The organism is Lacinutrix sp. Hel_I_90, from assembly GCF_000934685.1.
Lineage (GTDB): Bacteria > Bacteroidota > Bacteroidia > Flavobacteriales > Flavobacteriaceae > Lacinutrix.
In genome coordinates, this window is record NZ_JYNQ01000001.1 from 1,709,421 (window position 1) to 1,723,447 (window position 14,027).

General features: G+C 37.2%; 8 protein-coding genes. 1 reads left to right on the forward strand and 7 read right to left on the reverse strand.

Translation table 11 applies throughout. The features are described 5' to 3' along the window. Positions 1–13: 13 nt before the first annotated feature. From GQ46_RS07720 to GQ46_RS07750, 7 genes are all read right to left on the reverse strand, one after another. Complete coding sequence (locus tag GQ46_RS07720) at positions 14–814, reverse strand: energy transducer TonB (RefSeq protein ID WP_044400140.1); 801 nt, start codon at positions 812–814, stop codon at positions 14–16. Positions 815–930: 116 nt separating this feature from the next. Further along, positions 931–1,653: an energy transducer TonB gene (locus GQ46_RS07725; protein ID WP_044400142.1), complete on the reverse strand. Its 723-nt coding sequence runs from the start codon at positions 1,651–1,653 to the stop codon at positions 931–933. A gap of 48 nt (positions 1,654–1,701) precedes the next feature. Then, positions 1,702–2,094 (reverse strand): VanZ family protein, encoded by a 393-nt coding sequence (locus GQ46_RS07730; protein ID WP_197077343.1) that lies wholly within the window; start codon positions 2,092–2,094, stop codon positions 1,702–1,704. Beyond that, positions 2,087–2,467, reverse strand: a complete 381-nt coding sequence (gene gcvH, locus GQ46_RS07735) for a glycine cleavage system protein GcvH (RefSeq protein ID WP_044400144.1) — start codon at positions 2,465–2,467, stop codon at positions 2,087–2,089. The genes GQ46_RS07730 and gcvH overlap by 8 nt, the downstream gene beginning before the upstream one ends. Positions 2,468–2,527: 60 nt before the next feature. Then, a complete protein-coding gene (gene sprA / locus GQ46_RS07740; RefSeq protein ID WP_044400147.1) occupies positions 2,528–9,799 on the reverse strand; it encodes a cell surface protein SprA in 7,272 nt (2,423 codons plus the stop codon). A 6-nt stretch (positions 9,800–9,805) separates the two neighbouring features. Beyond that, positions 9,806–10,387, reverse strand: coding sequence for a Holliday junction branch migration protein RuvA (gene ruvA, locus GQ46_RS07745; RefSeq protein ID WP_044400149.1), 582 nt, complete (start codon positions 10,385–10,387; stop codon positions 9,806–9,808). A gap of 375 nt (positions 10,388–10,762) precedes the next feature. Then, on the reverse strand, positions 10,763–13,048 hold the full coding sequence (locus GQ46_RS07750) for an NADP-dependent malic enzyme (RefSeq protein WP_044400152.1): 2,286 nt from the start codon (positions 13,046–13,048) through the stop codon (positions 10,763–10,765). 639 nt (positions 13,049–13,687) lie between these two features. On the opposite strand from GQ46_RS07750, the gene GQ46_RS17965 reads away from it, so the two are divergent. Next, positions 13,688–14,002, forward strand: a complete 315-nt coding sequence (locus GQ46_RS17965) for a hypothetical protein (protein WP_231567338.1) — start codon at positions 13,688–13,690, stop codon at positions 14,000–14,002. Positions 14,003–14,027 lie beyond the last annotated feature (25 nt).

Genomic DNA, 14,027 nt, shown 5'->3' on the forward strand with positions numbered 1-14,027 from the left:
ATATGCGAATACCTTAATTTTGAATATTCAAATTTATAGGTAACATGTAAGACACCTCAACAGGTCTCTCATCATTCATTCCTGGTGTCATTGTTGGTATTTTCTCTACAACACGAATTGCTTCTTTATCCAATTCTTCGTGTGGCGACCTCGTATTTAATATCTCTACCTCGCCTTGTTTGTTTATTTTAAACTGTACCCAAATTTTCTGTCTGCCTTGCAAGCCCAGTTCAGCGCCTAAATCTGGATTAAATTTATTCTGAATAAGTTTTGACAGCTTATCCGACATACATTTTCTACGTGCATCGTTGTTAGTTGCTTTTTCACAACCGGGATACACTGGCACTTTTTGAACGGCTAAGATACTCACCGGTCCTGTTGGAGGTGTAACTTTAAAATCATTTGGATTTACCTCTGGCACTCTCTTATTCGGCTTAGGTGTATCAATAAAGGTTTTAGCTAAATCATCGGCCGCTTTTGTGTCATCATCACTAATTTCAATCTTTGAAGAAGGTATTGGCTCGGGTTTAACTGGTTCAGATTTTTGTGCCTCCTTTGGTTTTTCAATCACATAATTGTCTGGTACTAGATCAAACATATCATCGTCGGGATCTACTGAAACCTTGTAAACATAATCGTTTGTACTAGCAAACATCATCTCTAATGCGGTGTAACTCCCCAATAAACAAACAATTAACCCAATTTGAAAGTACAGTGTTGAGTTTTTTCGTAAATTTACATCATGCTTTTGTGATTTTTTCACAACTTTCTCGTTTTGGCGAACGAGGTCGTGGCTTTTCTTTGAATTGTTCATAATAATTAAAGTTTATATGTTAATATTATGATAAAAACGCAATAAGCATACCAAAAACAAAAATCCCACTACTTAATTGTAGTGGGATTTTTAATTCGTATAAAAAACTTTGTTTTCTAGTCTTGTACGTTAAACGATATCGGTAGAAAGAATGTAACCTTTACTGGCTTTCCACGTTGTCTTCCTGGCTTCATTTGCGGAATTAAATCCACAATACGTTGTGCCTCTTTTTCTAATCTTGGATGTGGTGCACGGGTTTTAACATTCACAATGTTACCCAATTTATCAATGGTAAAAAACACACTGATTCTTTGTTTACCACTTAAGCCTAATTCCTGACCTAATTCTAAATCGAACTTTTTCGCAACCAACTGATTGATTTTATCCGACATACATTTTTTCTTGGCATCATTGTTTCCACTATCACAACCTGGAAAAATTGGTACGTTTTCAATAACTGCAAAAGACACTTCAACATCTTCTTCAATTTCATCGACTACAACGTCTTCAACTTCAACTATTTCTTCTGCTTGAGTTGTCTCAGTAGATTCAATAACTGTTTCCTCGATTTCCACTTCATCTTTAACAACATCAATAACTTCTGGTGCTGGTGGTGGTGGTGGTGGCGGCGGTGGTGGTGGCGGTGCCTGATTTGTGATTGGAATTTCTTCGTCCAATTCTTCATCTACATCACGCTGTGCCATATTTCGCACACTATCATCATAGGTCTTGTAGTTGATAGCCACATATGTTAAGGTTAACATAAGCGCCATACCCACTGCAAAATAAAGAGAACTATTTCTCCCTACGTTTGATTTTGGATTTTTCTTAGGTTCCATATATTTAGAATTTGTTTTGTACCGGATGCTAAAATAACTATTATTTTATCAAAAAAGCAAAGTATTATTATTTTTTAACACCCGTTTTTTTATACCCCATATTAATAATACAGCAAATACCATACCTATTGTATTTGCAATCACGTCTTTAACATCACCTTGCCTGCTTATTGTAAGCCATCCTTGGAGTACTTCTATAAGGATACCGTAACTAAAAGAAAATAATCCGGTGATTAACAGTGCTTTATTAAATTGCATCTTAAGCTTAAAATGAAACGCCGCAAACCAAAGTAAAGTGAATAGACTATAAGCTATCGCATGGTATACTTTATCACTGTTTAAAGGGAGGTGTTCGGCCTCTAAATTGATTTTAAATAAACTTAATGCCGTTAGCAATACTGTATAAAAAATACTTATTACTAAACTTGATTTTTTAAGCACCAATGATTGCTTTGTATTCTTCAGCAGATAACAGGCTGTCAAGTTCTGAAACATCAGACACCTTAACTTTCACCATCCAACCTGCGCCATAAGGGTCTGAATTCACTTTTTCTGGTTCGTCTTCTAATGACTCATTAAAAGCGATAATTTCACCAGATACTGGTAAATATAAATCTGAAACTGTTTTCACGGCTTCAACAGTACCAAAAACGTCTTCAGCATCTAGCGTCTCGTCTACAGTCTCTACTTCTACGTAAACAATGTCTCCTAATTCGCTTTGTGCGAAGTCTGTAATACCAACTGTAATGGTATCGCCTTCTATCTTAATCCACTCGTGGTCTTTAGTGTATTTTAATTCTGCTGGAATGTTCATTATTTTATTTTAAATTTTTACAAATGTATTTAATAGAAATGGCTTTTCAAACAGAAACTTTTAATTACCAAAATTATATCTCAAAGTAATTCCAGAACGTATGGTCGTTTGTGGGAAAGCTGTTGAAATAGCGTACTCTGAGAAGGTATAATCAAAATAGAAAATACCTGTCAGGTTTTTACTAAACGAATAGTTTGCATTGTATTTTAAACCATAAATGGTTTGACCATTGGTCACTTGATTGTTCTCTAGGTCTAAGTATCTAATTATGGTTTTATTATCTCTTACAGAAAGATTAGCTTCCATAATTAAATCACTAACAATCGCCTTCTTAGGACCTGCAAGTTTCGATTTTATTCTAACATCTTTAAAGCGATACCCTAAGCCAAGCGCGTACTCTTTACCTTGAATTTCGGTCATTAAATTATTATCAAAACTCAATGACAGCAACCTGTCTTTTCTTACTTCAGCTAAAATCTTAATCGAGTTTTTCATCTCCATATCAATACGAACTAATGGACTAAACAGCTCGGTTAAGTTAATATTACTATAGAGTTCTTCATTTTTAAAATTGCCTGCCTGATCTAAATCTTCAGCGGGTTGCGCTGTATAATCTAAGCTATAATCAATAGCCGTATGGTCTAAGTTACTTCTAAATTGGTTAATGGTATATGTCGAACGGTAACCATGAGACACACTAAAACGCTTGAAACGCTTTTTAAACCATTTCAATTTCATTAAACCGGTATACTTAACATCCCAGTTTGGTATGGGAATATTTCGAAAGGCCCCTAACTTTGTATTCTCTGCATTCTGGCCTGTATAAGCACTTAAAAAAGACGGCAATAGAACAGCTTGGCTGGTTTTACCAAAACCTAAAGGATACCCTTCTGCATCTACAGCCGTTGGATCTGCTCCCCGTTTTTGTGCCAAGCGTCTGGCAATAATTAACCTATTGGTTCTAAAATCGTCAAAGGCCTGAGAGCTCATTGCATCACTTTTACCAAAAGCGGTTGGCAGTGTAAAGGTCGAGATATTAAAGTTTCCAAAAACATTAGGCGTTAATGAATTATAATCTAGCACCCCGTCTGAACCTAAATTTCCATTTGCATCTCGCGTATCTGCAATACGGTAGTTTTCGGTATAGTTTTCGGCATAGGTTCTGGTGCCCACTACATCTATTTTTAAGTCATTAAAGGGCTCAAGGTTCGCAGACAAATCTAACTGTTTCGTTTTGTTGGCTGTATACTGTTGGTTGAAATCTGGAAAAACAGTTAGCCACCCATTTCTTGCTGCAATGTCTCTTACATCATTCTGGCTACCAAAAGTATAGCCTAAGGTTGGTTTGGAAGTTCCTATAAAGCCTGGTGTGTCTGTATAACCTGGTAAAAATGTTCCATTATTTTCAGAATAATTAACTTGAATTCTCTTTACAGAAGTTATTACCCCTATTCCAAAATTAGCCAATCCTGTTCCAACGCCACTTCCCTTTTTGGGTTTGTTTCCTTTTTTGTTCTCTGCCGTTTTTTCTTCACCTTCAAGACTTGGAGGACCAGATTTTGCCAAACGACTTACCTTTTCATTATCTCTTACCGCACGCTTTTTCTTAATACCTAAGTATTTATAAAGCTTATTCATATCTAAGGTAGAGTTGATATTGTGCGTGTTACCGTTAGAGATTGAATTTCCTAAGTTATAAGTATTACCATCGTCTGCCTCAAGTGCCCCAAATAAATCTGAGCCCTTTTGCCATTGATACAACCCTTGATAAGAGTACGTCGCTTTTAAAAAATTTAGCGTGGGTATTTTATCTAATGGAATTTCATAATTCACCCCTAGTGTTTGCGAACGTCTGTTGGCATCACCCACATCAAAATAGCCATCCCAAACATCAAGTTCTGGGTTTTGTTCACCGTTAATAATATTGTCTTTAAAATAATTTCTAACAATATTATTGTTTGCCACAGTAAAATTAAGGGCTAAGGATTTGGTTAGGTTCCAATTAACTGTGGATTGGTAATCGAAGGTGTAATTTCTGCGGAAGAGTTCATCTAGACCAATATTGGCACCCCCTAAATCGACTTCCCTAAAACGCTGTCTATTAAATTGCCTGTTAACATCTGTATTCATGGCGAAACTTGCTGGCAATAAGTTAACATTAAAGTCTTTTAACAATTTCCAATATTTACCCGTAAATAAAGAATCGTTTTTCGCAAAGGGCTCAATAACCTTAGGCTCAAAATTATAAGCATAATTGACTCCAGTTCTTACTTGTTTATCTATTGACCGTTTAATTTCAAAATCACGATGCATGACTTTGTTATAGGAATGGTTAAACGTTAGATTTTCAATATCGTAAAACCGTGGTTTAGAATCGCCAGTTCTATTTTTCTTAACGCCAATAAAATTAATACTTCTTCGTTTGGTATATTCTTCAGATTGTTCCAAAATGTCATCACGGTCATCACCAGTCTCTGCAGCATCTAATCTGGTTTGAAGCTTTATATCTTCGTATTGCTGATCGTATTCAGGAGTAATTAATTCTTCTCCCTGGCCATAGTTAAAAGGCACTTGAATGCCCCATTTTTTTGGTAATAGCTGCCCAATATTCACATTAGTAACCACATCGTATTGCTTCATTTCTTCTCTACTACGTTCTTGCGGGCCTTGATCTACAGAACCAAAACCAGCAGTACTCATACGTCCTGTTGCACTGACGTTTGCAAAGTCGGCAAAATTTGTATCCACACTCAATATGGCTGCCCAACCGCCTTCGTTATCCATATCTGATAAACGCAACTCGTTATACCAAATCTCACCACACTGATCAAAATCTGTTGCATTTTTAACCCCAACCATTAAGGTTCTTACTGCCCCAAAATTTGGATTTCCTTTAATGGCAACACGCTGCTGACCTACTGTATAATTTTCAAATTCGTTACCCGTAATAGGCACTGGTTCGCCATTAACTACATCATAAAAGCTAGCCAAACCATTAGACAAAGACATGTCTGCAATACCCAAAGATTTTATTTTTTGAAGCACCTCTAAATCGAGATTTATTTCATTGGCTTCTGGCCATAAGGCTGCGCTAGAATTTCCCTTAGACACTTGAAGTGGTACTTCAATCTGGTAATAGTTTTGCGTTAAATCGTTACCCATACGAATAAACCCTACTAAATCACTATCTCCCAAACCAGGAACGTCACCGGCTTCAGCATGCATAAACATACGAATACGATTGTATTGTCTCATGTCTACACTAATATTCTTAAAAACCGCACGAGAATCATTTGGTTCTAAGTCACAAACATTAACAACCAACGCCTGTTCATTCTGATCAATGATTGTATTATTATTATTTAACTGCTCAGCCACAACACCTGGAGGCGATGCGTAACTGCCATCATTTTCTTGTGTACTGACTGCTCCTACAGAAAATTCTGTGTCATTAAAATTTGGTGGTGTTGCCCCACCATCTAGTGATAATTGGTAGCGTCTCCAATCACTTCGTACTAAATCTAAAGTTCCAAAGCGAAAGGTGGTTTGCTCAGAAAAATCATTTAAATAAATACGTGCAAAACGAATAGAACGCAGATCGGTAATGCCATTTACTGCCTCGACATGATCCCCTTGAACAGGCACTCTAAACTGGTACCATCGCACTTGCTCTACGTCTCCATTAGGCAATTCTCTCTGGCGTATTTTAACATCTCTAATAAACTCTCCAATAGGATTTCCAGGAGCTAGTTCATCTGGACTATTTAAGGGTAAATTTTGACGGGTGATTTCTAATTCGTATTGAAAATAACTATCAATCGTATTCATGGTATTGTCACGATTAATATCTTCTACATCTGGTTGTGTTGTTGAACCCCTATTGGTATCACTAAAGGTGTCTGGTGAGTTGCCCTGCACACCATTATAGCGCTTATAACGATTAAAAATATCTCCTTCTGCACTTATATAATACTGGTAGTTATCAGCTGCTGGATCTGGAAGCCCTGCAAAAGCAGGAAAGTTAATGCCTTCTTCTCCATCATCATACCCGTCGTAACCAACATCTTGATTGGTTCTTGCTTCTCCTGTAGAATCAAACGTATAGATTAAGGCTTGATTTAAAGGCACTACGGTTTCATACGTCGTTACCGGCAGTAAACTTACATTTCCATCTTGGGGTAACCCATTTTCATATTGCTTTCTACCATCGCGTAGAACATCTTCAGAAATACTTCCTAAGTTAAACACGAGCTTTCCTCCTGGATTTGTTGGATTCTCTTGAAACGGATCCTGCAACCAGAATTCAATATACTCCACATTAGATTGCTCAAAATCTGTAGAGGTAATTTGTCTTGTTATTCCTGCCCAGGCATTATCAGGATTAATCACCTGATTACCGTTTAAGTTTGTATCACTAAAGTTATAGGGACCTCGCTCTGTGGGATGGTACGTTAAATCTAAAGTGTTTAATACTGTGGTTTGCCCTTGTGCAATGTCTTGCTGTGGAAATAACTCCTCAACAAAAACACGAGAAGTATATAAGCCTGAGACATCATCATCTGTTAACCCACCAGGTCGTTGGCTACTATAAAAAATAGGATCGATAGTGTACCAGTTTAACAAGGCTCTATCATAGCCATTTTCTTGTCCATCAACATCAAAAGCACTTGTGCCATTTAAATTTAAGGGTCTACTTGATAAAAACCAGGCCTGCGCCGCTTTTAAATCAATCCCATTTTGGGTGCCTTCAAAATCATCAATATAAGAGGTCGCTTCACCATTAAAATCGGTGCCTTTTGGTGCACCCGGTAACAGGTAGGCAAACTCACCACGTACAGACAAGTTAGACGGGGCATCGGTATCTATGTTTGGTAATTTGTTTGCTAAGCGCGTGAAAAAAGGCACTTCGGTTGAATAGTTACCATTAAAACCTAAGATTGTATTATTAATAGGCTCACTGTTATAGTTTGCCTTTTGTGTGATTGGTCGTTCATTCAAATTAATATAAGTGGCACCAATTAAGAAATTTTCATTGAATTGATGTTCAACATTTAAGCCTGTAAACCGTTTGGTTTGCTGACCAAAAATCGCGTTATTTTCTGTGGTAACCTGAATTGGCGTGTTACTGGCTTTTAAAGCTTCGTCTAAAATTTGTACACGGCCCAACTGGTAATTCACGGTATAATCTACACCTTCTACTAACACACGACCACCAGCGGTTACTTTTACAGAACCTCTAGGCACATTAAAACCGCCAATAGCAATACCGTCACCGCCTTGAGATTTATAGCGGCCTTTTATTTGGAATTTATTTTTCTGAACCTCATCTAATGCTGCCGTTTTTGTCTTTTTATAGAGTAAATCGTAAACGTATTTTTCCTGGTTGAGATTGGGATACGTATCGAGTTCGTATTCTGTAGCATTATTCCCAGGATTATTATCACTATCTAAAACATCGAATAAATAACGCCCAAAAGGTTCTACTTTGGTAAACACAATTTTTCCGTTTTGTGGTATTACCGTAATCCCTGGCACAAAATCAAAAAAACCATCGCCATTGGTTTGCGGATCGTTATTAAAATTTAATCGGTCTAAATTAAAAAGCCTTAACAATGTTGTTTCACTAATAGGTTCTCCATTAAAATCGGTTCCAAAACCACCACTACCTTCAGCTGGAGTAATAAAATTTAAGGGTGCCGATTCGTTATAGAAGATATTCAATTTAAAATCTTCCTGACTTAATTGGTAAGCACCAGTGTCGTAGATATTTTTCATCATTAAATCCCAGATTGGAAGGGATACAGACGTTACACTACTTTTTATTAATTTTAAAACTAGATTATTATTAGTCACATTGGTTACTTGACCCTCAGTATTGGTTTCTACATCTGTTGCACCAATACCATCATTTGCAAATTCACCCACTTGAAACACTTGTCCGCCAACAGTAAACTGAAATGCCACCGCTAGTACCTCATCATTATTTAACCGCTGATTTAGTGAAATATAACCTAATTGCGTATTTAAAATATACTCCTGTCCTTCGGTTAATTTTCTTGAATTTTCCAGTTTAGCATAATCGAACCCTTCATTAAAACTAGGTACCAGAATACCTTGTTGTACTGTTGCAACGTCTCTAACAGCTTCGGTTAATTGAGAACCCGGGCCACCAATATTGGTTGGGTCCAAACGGTTATTACCATTATCTGGAAATGCACCTGGTCCAGCTGTTGAAATAACACCAGGGTTTCCAAGTATGCTCGATTCACCTAAATCCTGAAACGCTACAATATTTCTAACATTCTCTGTCCTATTGCTTCTGTTGGTTACCCAAACTTCGGCTCTTGTAATTTGAACATTCGTGTTAATGAATGGGTAATTTTCCAAGGCCTTATCATAGTTCTCACGAAAATATTGTGCTAAGAAAAAGTGCCGGTTTTCGTCGTAATCTCTAATAAAGAAATCAAACTCATCTAAGGTACCACCCCCTTGTGCTACTACAGATCGTGAATCTGATTTTTGTTCAGAAAAGACCCCTGTAACGGTTGTCTTTCCAAATTTAAGTTGTGTTTTTACACCAAATAAACTTTGTGCGCCAGAAATTAAGGAACTGTTTAAAGGCATGCTTACGTTACCAACTTCTATTTTTTGAATGATATCATCTTCGGTTGGGGTGTATTCTAGCTTTACTAAATTTTGAAAGTCGAAGGTAGACTCTGTATCATAATTGGCCGTTACTTGCAATCGTGTTCCTACTTTTCCTAATAAACTTAAACTAATACGCTGGTCGAAATCAAAAGTAAAATTACTCCGGTTTCTTGGTGAGAACGATGGGTTATCTTGTTTGGTAAAAAGCACCCCTAAATCCATTTCCAAAGACCCTTGCGGGACAACTTCTATGGTGTTACCGCCAAAAATGCTTTCAAAAAAGCCTGAATTAACATAGAATTCTGGCAGCAGGTTCTTTTTATCCTCTTCTGAGGTATCTTTTTTTCCATCGAACGCATTAATTTTTTGCTGATAATAACTTTTGATGTTTTGTGAAAAAACTAAATCCTGATATTCTTTTGGCGTTAAAATTAATGGGTAGTTGATATTAAAAGTTCCAACCGATTCGGTATAGATATAGCGGTCTAAAATAGCATCGTAAGTGTATTTAGACGCTATACTGCTAGGGTTTGGCATCACAATAGTCCCTAAGCTGAAACCCGTAGAGTCTTGTTCTGTTGGTTCTGGATCTTGAGCAAAAGCTAAAAAAGAGAACAGAAAAGCGACAATTAAGAGTAGGTATGTTTTAATCGATTTATGAAAAGGAAGGTTAGATGTATTCAAAATCTATTATAAATTTTTTAAAGCTTGTTTAATAATGGCTTCTACAGTAGCGTCTGGCTGTGCTACTACAATTTTATCGACCACGCGTTCGGCTTGTTTCTTGACAAAACCAAGCACTTCTAAAGCAGATAACGCTTCATCTTTGTTGGTATTGTTTCTATTGACAGAAACTTCGTCAATATCATAAATTTTAATGATTTTATCTTTAAGATCAATAATCACACGTTGTGCTGTTTTAGCACCAATTCCTTTTATAGATTGAATAAGCGCTACATCTTCTGTTGCGATCCCTTCACGAATTTGTTTTGGTGTTAAAGAGGACAGCATGGTACGTGCCGTATTTGTACCAATCCCACTCACTGAAATAAGTAGTCTAAACACGTCGCGTTCTCCTTTAGAAGCAAAACCATATAAAATATGGGCATCTTCTCTCACTTGCAAATGTGTAAATAGGTGTACGCTTTCCTGATCTGGAATTTGGGAAAAGGTGTTTAACGAGATATTGAGTAAATAACCAACACCATTACAGTCTATAGTGACGTCGGTTGGGTTTTTCTCAACCATTTTTCCCTTTATATGTGTAATCATTTACTAGCGGTTTGTTAAGCCACCAAATGTAATAAAATTATTGGACTAAAGTTTAACAGCAAATAAACTTCAAAATAGTCGATGCCATACGCTTCTTTTTACTTTATATTTTAATAGGAAACAAAACCCTAACTACTACTATGCTTACACTTCTGATTGCCTCTAAGGCAAATCGCATTCAAATTCATTTGGTATCATCTACTTTTTTGCTGGCACTATTGACTTATACTTTGTACTGTGACTCGCACACATAAAAAAGTAAAGCTTCATTTTTTCCTTTTATTATAAAGGATAAAATGAAGCCTATTTTTTTCTTTTCTTGGTATGTATCCTAAAAAATGAAATGAAAAAACAGTTGGAAAGAAGCTAAGCTATTTATTGTTTTAAGCTTGCTTTTTCCTTTTGTTGTGCATCAATAACAGCAATAGCGGTCATGTTTACAATTTCATCTACGCTGGCATCTAATTGCAAAATGTGCACGGGTTTGCGCAGTCCCATCATGATTGGGCCAATAGACTCTGCTTTATTCAGTTCTTTTAATAATTTGTACGTGATGTTTGCTGATTCTAAATTCGGAAAAATTAAGGTATTCACTTTCTTTCCTGCTAATTTTGAAAACGGAAAGATATCCTGTAACATTTTACTATTGAGGGCAAAATCTGTTTGAAGTTCGCCATCGACTAATAAATCTGGATGTCTACGGTGTAAATAAGACACGGCTTCGCGCACTTTAGTTGCGGTTTGGTCTTTTGAAGAGCCAAAGTTTGAAAAGCTAGTCATCGCCATGATAGGTTCTAAGCCAAACATTTTAACAACACCACTGGTCATTTGTGCAATCTTAATTAAATCTTTCGCACTCGGATTGATATTAATAGAGGTATCACTTAAAAACATGGGCCCGCGCTCAGTCATCATAAGATTGGTGGTTGCGATTCGTGTTGAGCCTGGTGCTAAACCAATGAGTTCTAACATGGGTTTTACCACTTGCGGATAACTACGTGAGTAGCCCGAAATCATGGCATCTGCATCGCCTTCGTTAACCATCATGGCCCCGTAGTAATTGCGTTCCCGCATTAATTTTTGAGCCTCCAATAGGGTCACTCCACGGCGTTTACGCTGTTCCCAGTAGGCTTGCGCATATTTATTTTTTTGCTCTACCTGATCGTCATTTTTAGGATCGATAATTGGCACATCGGCATCAAATTCAATTTCCTCTTTTAGACGCTCAATCTCTTCTTTTCTACCTAATAAAATAGGGAAGGCAATGCCTTCATCATAAGAAATTTGCGCAGCTTTTAGCACATCAATATGGTCTGCCTCAGTATACACCACACGTTTAGGCGCTGTTTTTGCACGGTTTAATAAGAGTCTTACAATCTTGTTGTCGTTCCCTAAACGCTGAAGCAATTCTTCTTTATACTTATCCCAATCGGTAATGGGTTCTTTTGCTACACCACTTTCCATGGCGGCTTTTGCTACGGCTGGTGGTACTTCGGCAATTAAACGGGGATCGAATGGTTTCGGGATGATATACTCCTTACTAAAGGTTAGTCGCGTTTCACCATAGGCAATATTTACCTGCTCTGGCACGGGCTCCTTGGCTAAATTAGCTAAGGCTTTAACGGCTGCCATTTTCATGGCCTCGTTAATTTTTGTTGCACGTACATCTAAAGCCCCTCGAAAAATAAACGGAAAGCCCAATACATTATTCACCTGATTAGGATGGTCACTACGTCCTGTGGCCATAATAATATCCTTACGCGTGGCTATCGCTACATCGTAATTAATTTCAGGATCTGGATTTGCCATCGCAAACACAATTGGGTTATCAGCCATGGCGAGTAACATCTCTGGCGACACAATGTCTGAGGTCGATAGGCCAATAAACACATCGGCATCTATCATGGCTTCATCTAAGGTGTCTATTTTACGATGGGTTGCAAACTCTGCTTTTTGCGAGGTGAGGTTGTCGCGATCATCACGAATAACCCCTTTACTATCTAGCATGACTACGTTTTCACGTTTGGCGCCAAAGGCTAGGTATAATCGGGTACATGAAATGGCTGCTGCACCAGCACCACTCACGACTATTTTAACCTCTTCTATCTTCTTTTCTGAAAGCTCCAAGGCGTTTAATAAGGCGGCAGCTGAGATGATGGCCGTACCATGCTGGTCGTCGTGCATCACTGGGATGTCTAACTCTTCCTTTAGGCGGCGTTCAATTTCAAAGGCTTCTGGTGCTTTTATATCTTCTAGATTGATACCACCAAAAGTAGGCGCAATCATTTTTACGGTTTGAATAAATATTTCAATGTCTTCTGTACCCACTTCAATATCGAATACATCGATATCTGCAAAGATTTTAAAAAGCAAGCCTTTACCTTCCATCACGGGTTTAGACGCTTCGGGACCAATATTCCCTAAACCTAAAACAGCGGTTCCGTTAGAAATAACGGCTACTAAATTTCCTTTCGCGGTATATTTATAAACGTTATTTACATCTTTTTCAATTTCTAAGCAAGGTTCTGCAACACCGGGAGAATAGGCTAAAGCCAAATCTCTTTGGGTCGCATATTTTTTTGTTGGCACTACCTTTATTTTCCCTGGGGTTGGTTTTGCGTGATAGACCAAAGCCTCACGTCTTTTACTTTGTTTGCTCATATATTAGTCAATAGAGTGAAATACAAATGTACGGGTTTTGAGAGAATAGTGGTTAAAAAAAGGAGAGAGAAAAGGGAGAAAAAAGCACCCAATAAATGAAAGAAAATACGGCCTATACTTTTTAATACCCTACAGCAGCTGTTTCATTTGCTGCGGTTGCTCACTGGTTTCTTAGTACCTTAAATTGCGGGTCCCTTTTGTAATGCGATACTAAACTATCTAAATTTAAACGTACTCCGTGTTAAAAATACAGGGACAAAATCGCCGCTATCGTACTAAATTAAACATTTCAAATAATAGGTTATCTTAGTGCGCATATAAGAGATATATAGTTAATAGTAATCATATATCTTTGTTGCCAGTAATATGAGAAAAACTCTGCTAATATTAATAATTCTGTTTTCATTTGAACTTTATTCGCAAGAAATAATAAAGTTTTCAGATGCGGAATTTGAATTTTGTCTGACAAAAAAATGCGGAGAAATCGACTGTGAAATAACTAAAATTGAGGTTCTGAAAAATGGAATCTTAACGCAAACTATAAAACCGAGCGAAAACTATTTCAGTAAAACTTTTCCAAACGACCAACTTTTTGCAATTGAGGATATGAATTTTGACGGGAAAACGGATTTTAGGCTAATGGAATTTCTTCCTGCTGGACCGAATGTTCCTTTTCTATTTTGGATTTATAATCCGACAAATGAACTCTTTGAAAAAAGCACAGAATACGGAGAAATAACTTCACCTGAATTTGATTACGAAAAAAAGCAAATTAATTCGACTTGGAGAAATGGCTGTTGCGAACACGGACGAGATGTTTATGAATTGACAAACGGAATCCCAAAATTGACCGAACGATTTGTTATTGGACACAATTCAGAGGACAAAGAATATTACGAACATTGGAAAGTTGAAAACGGAGAATTAAAACTAATTGAAAAGAAAGTGGAATAAAATACTACTGGCAACACCGTATAAA

What these genes read in the sequence shown, in the direction of transcription:
- GQ46_RS07720 (WP_044400140.1), bottom strand. Translation starts at nt 814, where the DNA reads ATGAACAATTCAAAGAAAAGCCACGACCTCGTTCGCCAAAACGAGAAA.
- GQ46_RS07725 (WP_044400142.1), bottom strand. Translation starts at nt 1,653, where the DNA reads ATGGAACCTAAGAAAAATCCAAAATCAAACGTAGGGAGAAATAGTTCT.
- gcvH (WP_044400144.1), bottom strand. Translation starts at nt 2,467, where the DNA reads ATGAACATTCCAGCAGAATTAAAATACACTAAAGACCACGAGTGGATT.
- ruvA (WP_044400149.1), bottom strand. Translation starts at nt 10,387, where the DNA reads ATGATTACACATATAAAGGGAAAAATGGTTGAGAAAAACCCAACCGAC.
- GQ46_RS07750 (WP_044400152.1), bottom strand. Translation starts at nt 13,048, where the DNA reads ATGAGCAAACAAAGTAAAAGACGTGAGGCTTTGGTCTATCACGCAAAA.
- GQ46_RS17965 (WP_231567338.1), top strand. Translation starts at nt 13,688, where the DNA reads ATGGAATTTCTTCCTGCTGGACCGAATGTTCCTTTTCTATTTTGGATT.